9 protein-coding genes are annotated in these 19103 nt (G+C 41.1%); 8 read left to right on the forward strand and 1 reads right to left on the reverse strand.

Translation table 11 applies throughout. The features are described from left to right. Positions 1-8: 8 nt before the first annotated feature. From HWV58_RS10495 to HWV58_RS10525, 7 genes are all read left to right on the forward strand, one after another. Positions 9-1487 (forward strand): RagB/SusD family nutrient uptake outer membrane protein, encoded by a 1479-nt coding sequence (locus HWV58_RS10495; protein WP_175634066.1) that lies wholly within the window; start codon positions 9-11, stop codon positions 1485-1487. Positions 1488-1499: 12 nt separating this feature from the next. Further along, positions 1500-2891, forward strand: a complete 1392-nt coding sequence (locus tag HWV58_RS10500) for a substrate import-associated zinc metallohydrolase lipoprotein (RefSeq protein WP_175634067.1) — start codon at positions 1500-1502, stop codon at positions 2889-2891. A gap of 12 nt (positions 2892-2903) precedes the next feature. Continuing rightward, positions 2904-4253, forward strand: a complete 1350-nt coding sequence (locus HWV58_RS10505) for a DUF4302 domain-containing protein (protein ID WP_175634068.1) — start codon at positions 2904-2906, stop codon at positions 4251-4253. Between the two features lie 198 nt (positions 4254-4451). After that, positions 4452-4724, forward strand: a complete 273-nt coding sequence (locus tag HWV58_RS10510; protein WP_175634069.1) for a hypothetical protein — start codon at positions 4452-4454, stop codon at positions 4722-4724. Positions 4725-4728: 4 nt separating this feature from the next. After that, positions 4729-5124: a DUF983 domain-containing protein gene (locus HWV58_RS10515; RefSeq protein WP_175634070.1), complete on the forward strand. Its 396-nt coding sequence runs from the start codon at positions 4729-4731 to the stop codon at positions 5122-5124. A gap of 137 nt (positions 5125-5261) precedes the next feature. Then, positions 5262-5921 carry a DUF2461 domain-containing protein gene (locus HWV58_RS10520; protein ID WP_175634071.1) on the forward strand — a complete coding sequence of 220 codons (660 nt, stop codon included), beginning with the start codon at positions 5262-5264 and terminating at the stop codon, positions 5919-5921. 79 nt (positions 5922-6000) lie between these two features. Then, a complete protein-coding gene (locus HWV58_RS10525) occupies positions 6001-6840 on the forward strand; it encodes an OmpA/MotB family protein (protein WP_175634072.1) in 840 nt (279 codons plus the stop codon). Positions 6841-6945: 105 nt separating this feature from the next. Here HWV58_RS10525 and HWV58_RS10530 read toward each other — a convergent pair whose 3' ends face one another. Further along, positions 6946-9480 (reverse strand): NACHT domain-containing protein, encoded by a 2535-nt coding sequence (locus HWV58_RS10530; RefSeq protein WP_175634073.1) that lies wholly within the window; start codon positions 9478-9480, stop codon positions 6946-6948. A gap of 300 nt (positions 9481-9780) precedes the next feature. Between HWV58_RS10530 and HWV58_RS10535 the strand changes: the two genes are divergently transcribed. After that, positions 9781-19089 (forward strand): beta strand repeat-containing protein, encoded by a 9309-nt coding sequence (locus HWV58_RS10535; protein ID WP_175634074.1) that lies wholly within the window; start codon positions 9781-9783, stop codon positions 19087-19089. Positions 19090-19103: the final 14 nt, after the last annotated feature.

The following is a 19103-nucleotide window of genomic DNA, read 5'->3' on the forward strand; positions in this document are numbered from 1 at the left end:
GAAAGAACATGAAAATTAAAATATCGATATATTCAGTTTTAGGGATGTGTTTATTATTAAGCACACAAGGCTGTAATAAATATTTAGATAAGGAACCAGATAATAGAACAGAAATAAATTCGGTTGAGAAAGTAGCGCAATTGGTTGCAACGGCTTACCCTCGGTATGACTACTACACCTTTACCGAAGCGGCTTCGGATAATGCTGAAGATAAAGGAAATGGAGTGGGGTCAATCGATGATGTTTCTACTTTGCCATATTTTTGGAAGGATGTAATTGGTGATGATACTGGAACATCGACGAATTATTGGAATGGCTGCTATTCTGGAATTGCTGCTGCAAACCAGGCTTTAGAAGCCATTGAGACCAATAATTTTGGTAATTCAGCCCTACCTTACAAAGGTGAGGCATTAGTTGCAAGAGCTTATGCACACTTTATGTTGGTTACACTTTTTGCCAAAGAATATGTAATTGGCGGGGCTAACGATTCTCCAGGTATTCCATATGTAACCTCTCCCGAAACTAAAGTTATTCAGCAATATGATAGGGGCACGGTTCAATCTACTTATGAGAAAATCGAAAAGGATTTGACTGAAGGACTGGCTCTCTTATCTGCTACTGCCTATAAGGTGCCGAAATATCATTTCACCCCTGCAGCAGGTCATGCTTTTGCCAGCCGTTTCTATTTATTTAAAGGTGAGTGGCAAAAAGTAATAGATCATGCTAATGCAGTTACAGTTGGTGGAGATTATACAGGTATTGTTAGACCAATTAACACAACGCTTTTTGCATTAAGTACTGCAGATTACAGAGCTGCATTTACGAGGTCAGATCAAAAATATAACCTTTTATTGGCGAATCAGTATTCAGTTTATCAGAGGTTAACCAGTCCTAGATATGGCTATGGAGCAAATCTGGTTAAAATGTTTGCAGCTGGAGGTGTTTATGGAAATATCACAGGGAAGGCTTATGCCAATAAGATTCTTAGTTATGGCGTTCCTAATTATACTACATATAAGTATTATGAATACTTTTTCTTAACAGATCAGGTTGCCCAAATTGGCTTCCCTTACCTAATGGCTCCGCTTTTAACAACTGATGAGGCATTACTGAACCGGGCTGAAGCATATACCAAGCTAGGCCAATATGAGAATGCTTTAAAGGATGCAAATCTTATTTTGTCGAATACGGTAAGAAATTATACTGCATCTGACGCTGCCACACAAACTAAAGTAGCCACATTTTATAATACTGCTGATCCGAAGGAAGGGATTACTAAGCTAATCTTAGATATTAAAAAGGCACAATTTTTACAAGAGGGCATGAGATGGATGGATATTGTTAGAAACCACTTTCCAGTAAAACATAATATTTTTGATGCTAGTGGTATAGAAACAACTGTTACTTTAGAAGCTAACGATAATAGACGCGTATTCCAGATTCCTGAACAGGCTAAACTATCAGGTGTTCCATTAAATCCAAGATAAAATATAACTATTATGAAAAAGAATATATTTAAGACTTTAAGTTTTATTGTTCTTCTTGGTATGATAATTTCGTGCCGTAAGGAAGATGCACTAAATGTTGATTTAACTAAGTATAATGTCGATAACCCTGTTGCTAATACAGATTTAGATTTGTGGTTAAAAACTACGTTTTTAGATGAATATAATATGGATGTAATTTACCGTTACAGTAGATATTATTATGATAACGATAAAAATGTTGCTCCAAGTAATACGGCTAGCGTAAGGCCTCAAATGCAAACTGTATTAGATGGTTTTATTTTACCATACCGCAAAATAGCTGGTGTTCCTTTTATAAAAAAGAACGTTCCGAAAGAGTGGGTTATGTATGGTTCTGGTGCATATCAAACCGATGGATCTATGATCTTGGCTACAGCATCTGCAGGTAGGCGTGTAACTATTTACGATATCAATAATTTTAATGTAAATGATGCTTCATTAGTAGTTGGGAAACTAAAAACCATTCATCATGAGTTTACACACATTTTGAATCAACTTGTGCCAATGCCAGCTGATTTTCAAAATATCACAAAGTCAACCTACAATGCAACCTGGACTACTGTGGCAGATGCTACAGCTAGAGATAATGGATATGTTACACCTTACGCTTCAAGCGAACCTGTGGAAGACTTTGCGGAGGTGACCTCTCATTTATTAGTATTCGGACAGGCTTGGTATGATGCAAGGGCAAATGCTTCAACAGCTGTTGGTAAAGCGGCTTTAAAGGCGAAAGAGGCAAGTGTGGTACAATACTTTACTGTAAATCTTGGGGTTGATTTTAGAAAACTTCAGCAAGAAATCCAAAATGTTGTAAGAAATCAATATAAATATACACAGGCTGGATTCCCGTATTGGTTAGGTCAGAACCTTTTCAAAACCATGACTATTAATTTAGCAACTGATCAGGTTTATGCAAACTATGGTATATCCGATGATTTTAAAGCAGTTCATCAAGCAGCGGTTTCTGGTATAGCTGCAATTGGTGGGGCTAATCGTAAATTAAACTATATCCGATTGGATTTTCCAACTGCATCAACAGCTGTACTATATGTTAATTATTCAAATAGTGCAGGTACTGTTTTGGAAGCAAAATATGCACTAAATGTAGCTTTAACTGTTGCTACCGGACAAACAAAATTCACTAATGGTACTGCGGGAGGGACGGATGCACCATGGGTTGCTAATGCAACCGTACTAAAACCAGGTGTACAGCCTTTATTGGATTATCTTCTGAACAATACATTTGTTGCCAGTTGGATGCCGGCATCAATCAATGCCGATAATTTTAATAGTTACGGTGGTTTTTATGTTAGCGGAACGCCAACCAACTATTTCTATGGCGCATTAGGACAAGTAACCTTATAAGACTTTATCATTATGAAAAAAATATTTTATTTATTATGCTTGGCTTTGTTGGTTCTGGCAGGATGTAAAAAATCTGATGTTGAATCTAACTTTGAAAAAAGCCCTGAAGAAAGAATGGCAGATGCCATTGCTTTAGTGAATAATACACTAACATCGGCGCCAAATGGCTGGATAGCAACGCTGCCTACCTCTGCAGGAGGCGGTTACGGCTTCTATATGAATTTTAATGCCAGCCAAAAAGTAACTATGTATAGTGACATTTCAGATGCAGGTGCCTCAACGGGTGCTGAATCTACTTATAGGGTTACTACCGGCAGTGGAGCAATGCTTGCTTTTGATACCTACAACTTTATCTCAATGCTTCAAGATCCAAAAGCGTCGGTACTTGGCGGTGTGCAGGGAAGCGGATTTTCATCGGATGTAGAATTTACCTACGTGCGCTCAACTGCAGATAGTTTAATTATGGTTGGTCGCCAGTTTCGTCAACCATTGTTAATGGTTAAAGCTACCGCAGCCCAAAAAGCAGCGTTTCTTGCTGGTGAATATAAAACAGCAATCGATAAGTTTAAATCATTTTTCTCTACTATAAAATACCCTTATATCGAAATCGTTTCTGGTAGTGCTACATTAAAAGCTGGCATTGCAGTTAATGTTACTAATAATATGACTGCAGGAAAAAGAGTGAGTTTTACAGGTGTACTTGAAGATAATAAGACTGTTTTAGGAGGTAATTCTAAATTTGCATTCACATTAGCAGGAGCAGATTTATTAGGTAGCGGATTGGTGTATAACGGGATAAAGTTTGTTAGGTTCGCATGGAAAGATGCAACAACTCTGGCTGTATATGATTCAGCTGGCAAAGAATATATCGTAAAAAGTAGCCCAACTCCGCTTACTCCGCTATATTTATTAGTTGGTGCTGGCTACACGTTGGTTACAGTTCCTAATGCAACAACCTATGCAGGGTGGGGAGCTGATTATGTTACCAGAAGAGCTACCGCTGCTGCGGCAATGCTTAATGGTGGATATGCATTGAGATTAGAGCAAATGGCATATACTTTTAACAATACTACTAAGAAGTTAACTTTAAAAGTAAATATGCCTCAAAATGCCACTCAATATGTAGGTACAATAAACTATACTTATACAAGAACAGATGATGGTATATTTAAGTTTACTTATGTAGATGCTGATGGAAACGGGGCAATTATTGTTCCTTTCATGGCTGCATTGCTTGGTCAAAGATTAAATGTAGATACTTTTACTGTTGACTATCTCACAGATCCTGTAACAGGTGGTTTATTTGCGCAATTTAAAAGTATTCAAAATCCAACTTTTACATTTTCTGGAGTTTTACAATAAATTTAAGGATTAACGCCTCCAAAGCCTCCGAGATTTTCGGAGGCTTTTCATAATGTATTATTTTTTGTATCGTGGCAACTCCTATTAAAATCTAAAGTTTAATCTTTCTCTCCCGTAGCCCTTGCCCTAAAAAGCAAGGGCTTTTTTATGACATAATTTTTAAACCCCTCCAGCCGTTTATGCTTATATTTGTACCACATGAAAAAGAAAGTAATTTTTATCCTGTTTGTATTGGTGCTCGCATTTGCAACAAGCCAGCATGTTAATGCGCAGTGCTCTATGTGTACCATTAATGCCGAGCAGGGCGTTAAAAACGGTAATACACAAACGGCGGGTTTAAATACCGGGGTTTTATATCTTTTATCTATTCCATACTTAATGGCTGTAATTGTTGGGGTAATCTGGTATAAAAAATACCGTAAAAAAAATATCCACCTCAATATGAAAAGAGAACCTTTTAATTTAAATTAAAAGTATGTCGGGCACTACATCGAAACTTTACGCCATTGTACACTGCAAGTGCCCACACTGCCGTAGAGGAGATATTTTTACCGGCAGCATGTACGGCTGGAATATACAGCATACCAAAGAAATTTGCGGGCACTGCGCGCAGCGTATAGAAATAGAACCCGGTTATTTTTATGCCGCTATGTACGTAAGCTACGCCATGAATGTGATAGAAATGCTGGTGGCCAGCTTTATTACCTATTTAATTTTCGGACCACTTACCGATAGTACTTTCTGGCATTACCTCATCGTAATTTTTACAGGCTGTTTTATCCTGTATCCCTTTAATTACCGATATTCGAGGATCATTTTACTTCACGTTTTATCGCCAAATATTAAGTACAAGCCCTATTACGATAAGTAATTAGGTTAACTGTTTAATTGTATAAACTGGTTAATTGTTGGTTTGGCACTTAGCGATAAGCGTTTGGCGCCGATTAAACAATGCGCATTTAGAAACGATTAACCAATTAACCGCTTAACCAGTTAACCTCAAGATATATGCTTAAAAAAGAAACCTTAAACTTTATAAAAGATGTTGCGGAAAATAATAACCGCGAATGGTTTGCAATTAATAAAGAAGTTTATGAAGAAGCCAAAAGTGATGTTTTAAAACTTGTAAGTGCCATTATTCCCGAACTGGCTAAAATAGATCCGATACTTTCGGCAGAGGCCGACCCCAAAAAATGCCTGTTACGTATTTACCGCGATGTGCGTTTCAGCAAAAATAAAGATCCCTATAAAAATAATTACGGCATGTGGTTTTCTACCAAAAAAGGAGGGAACGAGCCCGGCTATTATCTGCACATTCAACCCGGAAAAAGCTTTATTGCCGGAGGTTACTGGATGCCCGATGTACCACACCTAAAACTGATCAGGCAGGAAATAGATTACAATGCCGAAGACTTTAAAGCAATTATTAACGCAAAGGAGTTTAAGAAAAATTTTAAGCTGGGGGTCGATAATGCATTGAAAAATGCACCTAAGGGATATGATCCGGCTGATCCGAACATCGAACTCCTGAAATTAAAAAGCTTTGAAGCAACGATGAAAATCGATGATGAAGAATTTTTTAAACCTAACCTCGTTAATAAGTTGATAAGTTCTTTTAAAACGGTACAACCTTTAGTTGCATTTTTACGGAACGCCATAGATGGTTAACTGTATAAACAGCATAAATTGGTTAACTGCCACGATTAAACAGTTAACCGATTAACCAATTAACCCCAAAATTAAAACAATGAAAAACACCTTTCTTGCATTTGCCTTTCTCCTCGTTATTTCTTCGCTAACTTCCTGTGTTGTATTATCGCCTAAAAAGTATAAAGCTTTATTGGGTACAAAAGATTCACTCTATACTGCCTTTAACGAAGGTTTGATTAAAATCGAAAACCTCGAAAAAGAAGTAAACCGTTTAAAAAAGGATACCACTTTAATGGCCGAAGAACTCCGCGATTTACAGCGCAATTACAATACAGTTGATGCCAATTATAAAAAACTAAAAAGTAATTCATCTTCAGAAATCACCAAACTATCCGGCGATTTAGCTGCACGAGAAAAACGCTTAAAGGAAGTAGAAGAAGTATTGCGCAAGCGTGATGAAGCAACCAATGCACTTAAAGAAAAGCTGCAGCAAGCATTACTTGGCTTTACCAAAAGTGGCTTAACCGTAGAAATTAAAAACGGGAAGGTATATGTATCGTTAACCGATAAACTCTTGTTCCCTTCCGGAAGTATCATAATTGATGAAAAAGGTAAACAGGCGCTTACACAGCTGGCAAATGTACTAAAACAACAACCCGAAATCAATATTGCTGTAGAAGGCCATACCGATAACCAAAAAATAAATAACCTCGGACAAATTAAGGATAACTGGGATTTAAGCGTACTAAGAGCTACCTCAGTTGTACGTTATCTGACTGAAATTGGAAAGGTAGAAAGTGTAAGGATGACTGCTACAGGTAAAGGGGAATTCCAACCATTGGGTACAAATGCTAATGCGGATGGAAGAAGTAAAAACAGAAGGATCGAGATTGTACTTTCACCAAAACTGGATGAACTCTATAACCTGATCAAATAGTAATAACAGTTAGCAGTTTAAAATTGGCAATTTGCAGTACTAATGAACAATTGACCATTGAACGAATGAACGAAATAAAGTCTTGCAATAACTGCAGGACTTTTTTTATAGATTTTGGTGGCGTCGGTACGATTTTAAGATCTTAAAGGTATGCTCAAATTCGCTGCCGCTCAGGTTGGCATAATCAGGCATGGAGAGCTTGTGCACGGTTAAGAAATTAAGCAGTTCTTTAATTACGTTCGATACCTCTTCAGAATCTTCAGTGTGTTTCAAGGTATCGATCTTGTTGAGCAGGAGCGAAATCTCGAACATTTTAAAATCATTTTTGCTGGTTAATTCAAGGCCAATGTTGGCTTCAACCAATGCCTGCTCGTAGTTGTGTGTGGCGCTGTAAAAATTAGCCTTAAAAACACTAAAACTTGCCAGTATAAAATTGGTATAATAGGTATAATCGCTGCTAATAATCTTATCAACAAACTGGATAATGCGCTGTGCCTTTTTAAAGTAATTGAGCTTAATATAAGTTTGCCCCAGGTGAATAAGCAAAAATGGCGAAAACACCGAGTGGCGCACATAAAAAAGGTTCGGATACTTGCTTAGGATGGCCATAATGAAACGGTGGCATTCGGCGTAACTCTTTTGTGAGAACAGGGAGATCAAAACCATCCGGTAGCACAAAATCTCTGCAGAAGTCATCTCTTCGTTTTTACGCGGCGTGCTGCGGTCTATATCCTGGCAAAGCCTGATAATTTTATCTTCAAGGGTTTTACTGTCGCTGGGCTTGTTAACCAGGTTGTTGTAGAAGTAAAGAATTAAATCGTACGGATTGATTGGAAAAAGTTCATTTAACCGCTTGTAATTTCTTTTAAGCGATTGCATGGTATTGGCCAGGGCATTTTTATCTACATCGATGAGGTTAACGTTGCATTCTATCACATGCAGCATAATCTGGATATCCTCATTGAGTACATTTTCAGAAATGGTTTTCACTGTTTCCTTATACAGGCTGCTCATGGTCCTTCCGGTAGCCATAATATCGATAAAATCCATTCCAATACTTAACTTGTTAAAGTTAGAATTGGCTTTGCCCAGCTCGAATTTCGAAACGTAGCAGATAAAATCGAAAGCATTGTTTTTTTCGGTATTGCTAAATGGTAGCCTAAAAATATTTTTGAGCGCAGCAATTTCGTTTCTGTTCACGCAAAAGCGGATAGACCAGTTTAAAATGTGGCACCTGAGGCTGCTCTGTACTGCGAAGTTGTTTAAAATGTATTCAAAAAATGATTTATCTGGCTTGTAGGCAAATTTATCTGTTATCTGTATAAACAGGAAGTAAGTATAAATATCGTCGTTCAAGAAACGTACAATTTCTGTCGGAATGGCGGTACTTAATCGTTTTTCTTCTATTATAATTCCCGCTTGTAAAAGCTCTTCGTAAGCATCTGGATAGCAGTTGATGTAACTCAGTATTTTTTCTTTCGATACCCTTAGTTTTTTGCTCCCTTCCGAAATGGAATCACTTATTTTCTTAAGCAGGAATATTTTTTCGGTACTTTTTTTAGCCAGAAATACCCGCCTTTCCAGAAAATAATTAATCAGCTCATAACACAGCAGGGGGTTATTCAGCTCGAGATGGTGGTTTTCATCTTTAAGCTTAAAATAAACCTGTAACCAAAAAGGGGTTTTAAACTGGGTTAAAAGGGGAGGGCTAACATCAGCTTTGTTAATGGCTTTATTCTCGATGTTGCTAAGGGCGTAGAGTACTTCTTCGGTATTGAGTGAGGGAACGTTGCTTAAGGTATCGTCATCGTAAAAGAGACCTGTGTACCACAATTTGGTTAACGATGCCGATCCGTAAATGGCGGGCTGGAGGTTAATCCAGCTATTCGTTCGCAGTGCAAAAACAAGTTTCACAAAATTGTTTTCCTCAATGCTGTATAAGAAATCGATAAAAGTTTTAAAATAATTGCTTTTGGCCAGATGCTCGTCTATACCATCAACAATAATCACAAAACGTCCTTCACGTTTATCGGGGTTCTTTTTAAAAAAGCCTATCAGTTCGGTAAGGCTGTTAAATTTAAATTCTTTTAAAAACCATTCCTGTAAAGTACTTCCGGTTTGTATAATGGTGTTAATACTGGTCGAATTAACCATTAAAACGATATCATTTTTATAAAGGGCATTTTCTGAAAGGAAAAAATACTCAATCATATGAGTCAGTAATATCGATTTGCCTTGACCGGGCTGCGCACTTACAGTGGTAAACTGGTAATTGTTTTTTAAGAAATAATCGAAATCGGGATAAAAGAAACTCCGGTTTGCGGTAGCATTAAAAGGAACCCCCGAATTGTTTTTATTGGCAATTAACGATACTTCTGTAATGGCATGAGTTTTTAATTTTAAATCCTGCCAGATACTTTGTACAGAGGTTGTCTGATTTTCCTTGTCTTTACAAAACGAATCCCAATCGTTATAGCCTATATATTGTGATAAGCTGTTTAAGGTAAAAAGCGAAAATTTATGCAAAGTGTTGGCGAAGCCAAAGAAACGTTTGATCGTGGTTTCGCTTACATAATTCTTGGTTTCTTGAAATACATACTCAGAAATGATCTTACAATGGGCAGGGTCGATATTTCTCAAACCTGATTTTATAAGGACAAACTTCCTAAGTTCAATAAGGAGATCGTTAGCATTCATGAATTAACGTATGGGGATGACTAGCGCTAATGTCATCATAATTTCACAATTGAGGAAATCTATTCATGAAGAATGCGAGCTATGAATAAAATGAATGGAAGAGATTTTCGGAAAATGAATAGCAATGGATGAAATACCAACCTATTCAAGATTTAGATTTGTCATGATTATATAATGCACCTATAAAAACATTTACCTAACGGCAGCATTTACCCATAGTAAGTCTTCTAAACAACGCCTGACATGATGAAAACTCATACTTTTTCGTCCCGAATAGGGATAGTCCGCAATACCTGTGTTGCAATCATCATTTTATTAACGCTCTTCTATTCCAAATCGTATGCGCAAACAAAAGTTTTTGCAAATAACGTATCTGCACAGAGCCATGTAGATAATGCAAACAATGCAACTTTAAACAACAACACCTTTGCTACTGTAAATTCTTATGGTGGTATTGCCGTTGGTATAGGTAGCTATAGCGGAGAGTTGGAACTCAGATATCCGGCAGCAGTTTCTGCGGGTGTTACTTCCTATATCAGGATTGATTTTGACGGAGATATTTTAAACAGGTTGCTGGGAGGTAGCCTGGGCGGCTTACTTGCCAATGTAGGCGGAACAGTTGTTCTGGGTAACCACTCTTTTGAGGTTGGTGCCAGAAATGGTGCAACGACTATATTAAGCGGAAGCAGTACTGCAGCATTCTCTGCCGAAAATTTACGTTTGGTAAAAGATGCCAACGGATTCTTTTATGTAGCGATAACACCTACACAGGCTTACGACAGGGTATATATAAAAGATGTAACCAATGCGTTATTACTTGGTGTAGCCAATAATACCAAGGTATATTATGCATTTTATACTTCCGGTACCGACCCCTGTGCCCAGGCATTTGCCACAGGTTACGAAGGCACAGGCATAACGCTCGATGCGCTTCAGCTCGGTAGTTCAGGCGTTACCAATAGCGAAAGGGCCATTGATGCTGATCCGAATAACTTTTCTCAACTCAGTTTAGGTATACTTGGCGTGGCATCATCCATTAGCCAAAATTTTTATTTTGCAACGCCATCAAATGCAGGCGATGATTTTACTTTAAGACTTAGCTCAACACCAGCATTACTAACTGCCGGTGTTTTAAAAAATATAACGGTTACAGCCTATAACGGCAACCAGCAGGTGTACACCTCAACGGTTGATCCGGCTTTATTAAGTTTAGATTTACTGGGGCTGCTAAATAGCGGTCAGCCGGCATCCATTCCATTCTCGCCCGGCTCCAATGTTGTTTTCGACCGGGTAAAAGTTACCCTCGGTTCACTGGTGAACCTAAACCTTACACAAACCATTCAGGTTTACGGGGTAATCCGTTCGGCGGGAAGACCAACCTTTACTTCCCCTGCAAGTAATGCCATTGCTGCATGTTATAATACAACGGTAGCTTTACAGGCCACTACGCCAAGTACCAACGAACTGATCTGGTACGACGCGATAGAAGGAGGAACTGCATTGCAAACTGTTGCTTATAACGGCACCTTTACTACGCCGGCATTAACGGCCAATAAAACTTACTATGTTTCGGCCCGCAGATTGGGTTGTACTGCCGAATCGGCCAGGGTACCTGTAGTTATTACAGTAAATCCGCAGATTATCTTTAACGGATCAACCTTAACCAATGCTACTGCAGGTTTTGCCTACGCTAAACAACTGGATGCCGCAACGGGAGGTACACCAGGTTATACATATGCCTTAGCTGCCGGCAGCACTTTGCCAGCTGGCTTAAGTTTATCGGCAAGCGGCGCAATAACCGGAACGCCAAGTGTAGCCAATACCTACACTTTTTCTGTTGTAGCAAAAGATACCAAGAACTGTACTTCAACGGCAACCTACAATTTAACCGTTACGGCAACCCTGGTACTTACTCCAGGCGCATTGCCTGAAGGTATAACAGGTAACGTTTATGCAACACAAACTATTCCGGCTGCAACAGGTGGAACAGGGCCTTATACTTATTCGGCCACGGGTGTTCCTCCGGGATTAACCTTCAATCCAACCACCAGAGAAATTAGCGGAACACCAACCCAACCTGGTACTTATACCATTCCGGTTACAGTTGTTGATGCCAATGGCAATACGCTTACTTCGAATTATACGATAAAAATTACTGATCCTTTGGTGTTACCTGCAGCTACATTGGCTGATGGAACAACAGGAACAGCTTACCCTACACAGGTTATACCTGCAGCAACAGGAGGTACTACGCCTTATACCTATTCGGCAACGGGTCTTCCTCCGGGCTTAACTTTTAACCCATCAACCAGGGCAATTACCGGTACACCAACAACTGCCGGTACTTATAGTGTACCTGTTACAGTAACCGATGTTGACGGCAAAACGATAACAACCAATTATAGCATTACGGTAAACAATCCTTTATTGTTGCCTGCCGCTACTTTGCCTGATGGAACAGAAGGAGCAGTTTACGCTACCCAAACTTTACCAGCTGCAACAGGTGGTGTTGGTCCCTATACTTATGTAGCTACAGATTTACCTGCCGGACTGGCTTTTAACCCAGCTACTAGAGAAATTACAGGAACACCAACACAGGCAGGTAATTATGCCATTAGTGTTACCGTTACCGATAGCCAGGGTAAAACGGCAAGCAATATCTATCCGATTAAAGTAAACGGAACGTTAAGCCTGCCAACCAAAACATTGCCTAACGGTGTAGTGGGCACAACTTACCCAACACAAACTTTACCTGCCGTAACAGGCGGTACTGCACCTTATACTTATGTAGCAACCAATCTGCCTCCGGGATTAACATTTGATCCGGTTACCAGAGAAATTTCGGGCACACCAACACAAGGTGGTACTTATAATGTTGCTTTAACTGCAACCGATGCTAACGGAAACAAAGCCACTACATCTTACGCCATAACGGTAGGCGTGAGTGCTCCGGTTGTAGCTTCTGCTACAGTATGTTCGGGCAGCACGGCTACCTTAACGGTAAGCAATTTGCAACCAGGTGTAACTTATAACTGGTATGCATCTACTGGTAGTACACCATTGGCAACCAACAACAACGGTACTTTTATAACACCGGCAGTGAACTCAGCAACTGTATTCTATGTAGAGGCGGTTTCGGGAACAGCGGTAAGTACAAGAACTTCAGTTTCGGTTTCGGTTAATCCGCCAGCTACTTTAGCAACGGTAACCACCAACAACCAGAATATCAATTCTGGTCAAACCACTACCTTAAATGCAACTGCCGATGCAGGTAACACCATTGCCTGGTTCGATGCACCAACTGCAGGAACACAGGTTGGAACAGGAAATTCGTTTACCACTCCGGCTTTAACAGCAACTAAAACTTATTATATTGAAACAACCAGCTCAAGTGGTTGTAAAAGCGCAAGCCGTGTAGCAGTAACTGTAACCGTAATTAACGGTGGTGGTGCAACAGCTTGTAATGCCGCAAACTCACAAAATTCTGGAATTACTGGCATTTGTTTATTGTGCGGAATTACCGGTGCAGGAAATTCTACTGATGCTGATGCAACCAACTTTACCAGGATCAATTTAGCGGTAGGTGTTGGCGCAACAGGTTACCAACAGTTAATTTTCCCTGCGGCAGGTGTAGCTACTGATAGCATTCGCTTAGATTTGGCTTTACCAAGCGGTTTGGCCGATGTAGGTTTATTAAACAATATCACCGTTACCGTTTATAATGGTACAACGGTTGTAAAAACAACACAAATCAGTGCCTCATTATTAAACCTTCAACTTTTATCGGCTAACCGTTTTGCAGCAACTGTTGCAGCAGGTGGTGTGTACGATAGGGTACAGGTGAGCTTCGGCGCTGTAGTTTCGGCATTAAGCAGTTTAGATATTTATGGTGCAACCGTAGTTTATCCAAACCCAACTTTTATTTCTGGTGCACAAACCATTTGCTCGGGTGGTACCGCAGCATTAAGTGCAACAGCAAACGGTGGTACAACCTTAGCCTGGTTCGATGCGCTTACAGGTGGCACCCAGGTGGGTACCGGAGCAAACTTTACTACTCCGGCTTTAACTGCAACTACTACTTATTATGTACAGGTTAGCAAAGGAAGCTGTGCAAATACAACAAGAGTACCCGTAACGGTGACTGTTAACCCAGCAATTGTATTTGCAGGCACAACTTTAACCAATGCAACAATTGCTTCGGCATATAGCAAACAGCTTCCGGTAGCCACTGGTGGTACCGCAGGTTATACTTATGCTTTAGCAGCAGGCAGCACCTTACCAGCTGGTTTAACCTTATCGCCAAGTGGTTTAGTAAGCGGAACACCAACTGCAACGGGCAACCCAACTTTTGATGTGGTGGTTACCGATAGCAAAAACTGTACTGCAACAGCAACATTTGCTTTAACTGTAACTCCTGCGTTGGCTTTAGCTCCTGGTGCATTGCCTAATGGCGTAACCGGTACAGCCTATACTACAAACGGAATTCCGGCTGCTACTGGTGGCACGGGCCCATATACTTATTCGGCAGCAGGTGTGCCTCCGGGATTAACCTTTAACCCTGCAACAAGAGAAATTACAGGTACGCCAACACAAACCGGAACCTTTACTATACCAGTTACTGTAACTGATGCCAATGGCAATACCATTACTTCCAGCTACACCCTTAAAGTAACCGATCCGCTGGTATTACCTGCAGCAACTTTGGCTAACGGAACTACCGGAACGGTTTATCCAACACAAACTATTCCATCGGCAACAGGCGGATCATCACCTTATACTTACGCAGCTACTGGTCTTCCTGCCGGATTAACCTTTAACCCTGCAACAAGAGAAATTACAGGTACACCAACAGCTGCCGGAACGTTCACCGTACCGGTAACAGTTACCGACGCTGACGGAAAAACAGCAACAACCAATTATACCATTACTGTCGTTAATCCTTTATTGTTACCAGCAGCAACCTTGCCTGATGGAACAGAGGGAACACTATATGCCACACAAACTTTGCCAGCGGCAACAGGTGGTGTTGGTCCATATACTTATGCAGGTACTAACCTTCCTGCCGGATTAACTTTTGATCCAGCTACAAGAACCGTTTCGGGCACACCAACACAAGCCGGAAATTATTCAATCGGCGTAACTGTCACTGATAGCGAGGGCAGAACCGCAAGTAATACTTATGCACTAAAAGTAATTGGTGTACTATCGTTACCGGGTGCAACTTTACCAAACGGTGTGGTTGGTACTGCGTATCCAACGCAAACATTGCCTGCGGTAACAGGAGGTACAGCACCTTATACTTATTTGGCAACAGGCCTTCCTCCGGGATTAAGCTTTAATACCGCAACAAGAGAAATTACAGGTACACCAACTGCAGGCGGAAACTATACCATTTCTTTAACTGCTACCGATGCAAACGGAAACAAGGCAACAACAGCTTACAGCTTAACTGTTACCGTTAATGCACCAGTAGTGGCAGCAGCTACGGTTTGTGCCGGCAGCCCTGCTACCTTAAGTGTTAGCAATCTGCAGGCGGGCGTTACCTATAACTGGTATGCATCAACCGGAAGCACGCCACTGGCTACCAATAACAATGGTACCTTTGTAACCCCGGCAATAACTTCAGCTACCGTATTTTACGTAGAAGCGGTATCCGGAACTGCGGTAAGTTCGAGAACAGCCGTAAATGTTTCGGTTAACCCGGCTGCAACTTTAGCAACGGTTACAACCAACAGTCAGGTAATTAACAGCGGTCAGTCTACTACTTTATTGGCTACAGCCGATGCAGGTAATACCATTCAATGGTACGATGCTGCTACAGGAGGAAACCAGGTAGGAGCAGGTACTTCGTTTACCACACCGGCATTAACTGCCAACACTACTTATTATGTAGAAACGACCAGCAGCAATGGCTGTAAAAGCGCAAGTCGTGTAGCAGTAACCGTTACTGTTTTAAACGGTGGCGGCGGAACAGCTTGTAATGCTGCCAACGCGCAAAATTCAGGAATTAACGGAATTTGTTTACTGTGTGGTATCACTGGTGCCGGAAACTCTACTGATGCTGATGCAACCAACTTCACCAGAATATCGCTAGCGGTAGGTGTAGGGGCATCAGGTTATCAGCAACTGATATTCCAATCAGCTGGCGTGGCTACCGATAGCGTACGCTTAGATTTAGCCTTGCCAGGTGGCTTGTTAGATTTAACTGCCCTAGGCAATGTTACCGTAAATATCATGAATGGTTCTACAGTGGTTAGAACGGTTCAGTTAAATTCATCATTATTAAACCTTCAGTTACTTTCTGGTAACCGTTTCGCTGCAACATTGGCTGCAGGTGGCGTTTACGATAGGGTACAGGTCAGCTTTGGCGGATTAGTTTCGGCTGTTACCAGCTTAGATGTATATGGTGCAACCGTTGTTTATCCAAACCCAACTATAACTGCTGGTGCACAAACCATTTGTGCAGGTAGTACAGCTTCATTAGCAGCAACAGCAAATGGTGGTACTACATTGGCCTGGTTCGACGCGCCAACAGGCGGTACACAACTTGCCACTGGCGAAACATTTACCACACCAGCTTTAACAGCTACCACTACTTACTACATTGAAGTAAGCAAAGGTACTTGTCCAAATCCAACGCGTGTTCCGGTAACTGTAACCGTAACTCCAGCGCTTCCAACACCGGTATTGGCTACAATTGTCAATGTTTGTGAAGGTTCTTCAGCTACATTATCTGTTGCCAATCCAGATGCTGCGGTAACTTACAAATGGTACGATGCTGCAGTAGCAGGTAACCTGGTATTTACAGGCGCAGTGTTTCAAACTCCGGCCTTAGCTACTGCTACAACTTATTATGTAGAGGCATCGCAAGGTAACTGTACCAGCGCTGCACGTGCTGTAGCTGCGGTATCGGTAAACCCTCGTCCGGGATTACCAGTAGTAACCGCAAGTTCATCAACAGTAAGTGCTGGGCAGACTGCAATTTTAACAGCAACATCGGCTGATGCAACCAATACCTTTAACTGGTATACTTCTGCTGCTGCAACTACTCCGGTATATGTAGGTGCTACCTATGTAACGCCACCATTATTGGCTACCACAACTTATTATGTAGAATCGGTTTCTACCAATGGTTGTGCATCGGCTACGCGTGTACAGGTTACCATTACGGTAGATGGCAACGGATCTCCAAATCCGGTTCCTTGTGAGGCTGCAACTACTCAGGTTAGCGGTGTTACAGGTGTAGCCTTATTATCAGGCGTATTTAACCCAACACTGGCTATTGATAACGATACACAAACAGCTTCATCGCTGGTAATGCCGGTAGGCGCATTAGGTGCTTCTGTTTATCAAAGAGTTGGTTTTGGATCATTATCTAAAGTTGGTGATACGGTACGTGTATTGGTATCATCGCCAGGAAAACTATTGTCACTTTCGTTATTAGGCAATGCATCAATCACCACCTATGTTGGAACCAACAGCAATGGCGATTCGAAACTGTTGAATGATAACTTAATCAATATTCAATTGTTAAGCGGCAATACACAGGCTTTAATCACTTTTGTACCAACAGCTGTTTTTGATGGTGTAGAAGTTAGGTTAAACTCTGGCTTATTAGGCGCATTAACTTCAATAAATTTAAACTACGCACAACGTATATTGGTTGCTCCGACAGTAACAGCAGCTAATGTTACCGCTTGTGTGGGTGCTACCACCCAATTGCAGGTAAGCGATCCATCAGCAGGATTAACCTACAGATGGTACGATGCTACCGGCACTTATTTAACTGGTAAAGATGGTATCATATTTACCACGCCGGTTTTAACAGGCGACACAAAATTCTATGTTGCAGCTGTTTCTCCAACAGGTTGTGTTAGCTACAAAACAGTAGTTAATGTAACTACTAACCCTGCTCCGGTAACACCTGATTTACTTTCGGCACTGGTTAATACCTGTCCGAATACATCGGTTACCTTCCAGGTTAAAAACCCGGTTGTGGGTACAACTTACAACTGGTACGATAGTGCAACATCGAATACCGTATTGTTTACAGGTGATAACTTTACCACACCATTAATTACCGCAAATACCAGCTATTTTGTAGCCGCGGTAAACAGCTGCGGTACCTCATCAACCAGAACGGAAGGTAAAATTGTATTGGGTACTATAGATATTCCGGTAATTACGCCACCGTCTGTAACCATCAGCGAAGGTTCAGTTGCCGTATTAAAAGCAACTTCGAGTACTGCAGGTGCAACCATTAACTGGTACACCACATCAAACGGAGTGGTGCCAATATTTACCGGTGAAACTTTTGTTACACCACAGTTAACTGCAACAACAACTTACTATGTAGAAGCTACAATAGCGGGTGGTTGTACAGCTACCAGCAGAGCTACCGTTACCGTTACTGTTATTCCTAATGGTACACCGGTTACTACACCTTGTGGTGCTGCTATAACAACAGTGGCCAGTGGTGTTACGGGTGTGGCTGTTTTAGCAGGCGTTTTCAACCCAACTTATGCAGTTGATAATGATGTGAATACAGGATCAAGCCTGGTTATTCCGGTAGGTTTATTGGGTGCTTCGGTTTATCACCAGGTTGGTTTTACCGGATTATCGAACGTAGGTGATACCTTAAAAGTAAAAATTACTACACCTGGAGCATTGCTTTCGGTAGCGGTATTGCCAAACTTAACGGTAACTACTTTCCAGGGAACCACCAGCAATAACGATGCGGTTTCTGTATCTAATCCATTAATCAGCTTAAAATTATTGTCAGGCGGAACTTCAGCTATATTAAGCTTTGTTCCAACCAGTAAATTCGACGGTGTAGAACTGAGATTAGGTTCAGGTTTACTTGGGGCATTAACATCAGTTAATTTAGATTATGCACAACGTGTAATTACTACCCCTACAGTAACATCAGCAACGGCGAGTGCTTGCCAGGGCTCATCGGCCACATTAGGCGTGCAAAATCCACAGGCAGGTGTTGTGTACAAATGGTACTTAGGCACAACTTATCAGGCTGGAAAAGATGGTGCAACTTTCACCACCGACCCAACTTTAACTGCCGGTACTTATACTTATTCGGTAACTGCAACAGCTAATGGTTGCGAAACTGTGGGCACTAAAGTGGTAGTAACTATACTGCCTCCGGCAGCGCCTCCAATTGCTTCGACTACCAACCCGGCTACAACTTGTATCGGTACACCTGCAACTTTAAGTGTTCAGGCTGTAGCAGGCATCACCTATAACTGGTACGATGCAGCCGTTGGCGGAAACATGCTGGTTACCAACAACAGCAGCTTTACTACCCCTGCATCTCTTGCAGTTGGTCCGCATGATTATTATGTAGAATCGGTAAGTGGAGCAGGTTGTACAAACCCAACCCGTACAAAAGTTTCTATAACGGTTAATCCATCAGCAACTGCTGCCGATGTAACTGTGACCGGAACAACCTCATTATGTGCTTCGGGTACAGCAGTATTAACTGCAGCCAGCACTACAGTAACCAGTCCGGTGTTTACCTGGTATAGCGCGCTGCTTTAACACAGGTTGTTAAC

The organism is Pedobacter ghigonis (assembly GCF_903166585.1).
Lineage (GTDB): Bacteria > Bacteroidota > Bacteroidia > Sphingobacteriales > Sphingobacteriaceae > Pedobacter > Pedobacter ghigonis.

What these genes read in the sequence shown, in the direction of transcription:
- HWV58_RS10525 (WP_175634072.1), top strand. Translation starts at nt 6,001, where the DNA reads ATGAAAAACACCTTTCTTGCATTTGCCTTTCTCCTCGTTATTTCTTCG.
- HWV58_RS10505 (WP_175634068.1), top strand. Translation starts at nt 2,904, where the DNA reads ATGAAAAAAATATTTTATTTATTATGCTTGGCTTTGTTGGTTCTGGCA.
- HWV58_RS10510 (WP_175634069.1), top strand. Translation starts at nt 4,452, where the DNA reads ATGAAAAAGAAAGTAATTTTTATCCTGTTTGTATTGGTGCTCGCATTT.
- HWV58_RS10500 (WP_175634067.1), top strand. Translation starts at nt 1,500, where the DNA reads ATGAAAAAGAATATATTTAAGACTTTAAGTTTTATTGTTCTTCTTGGT.
- HWV58_RS10520 (WP_175634071.1), top strand. Translation starts at nt 5,262, where the DNA reads ATGCTTAAAAAAGAAACCTTAAACTTTATAAAAGATGTTGCGGAAAAT.
- HWV58_RS10515 (WP_175634070.1), top strand. Translation starts at nt 4,729, where the DNA reads ATGTCGGGCACTACATCGAAACTTTACGCCATTGTACACTGCAAGTGC.
- HWV58_RS10495 (WP_175634066.1), top strand. Translation starts at nt 9, where the DNA reads ATGAAAATTAAAATATCGATATATTCAGTTTTAGGGATGTGTTTATTA.
- HWV58_RS10535 (WP_175634074.1), top strand. Translation starts at nt 9,781, where the DNA reads ATGATGAAAACTCATACTTTTTCGTCCCGAATAGGGATAGTCCGCAAT.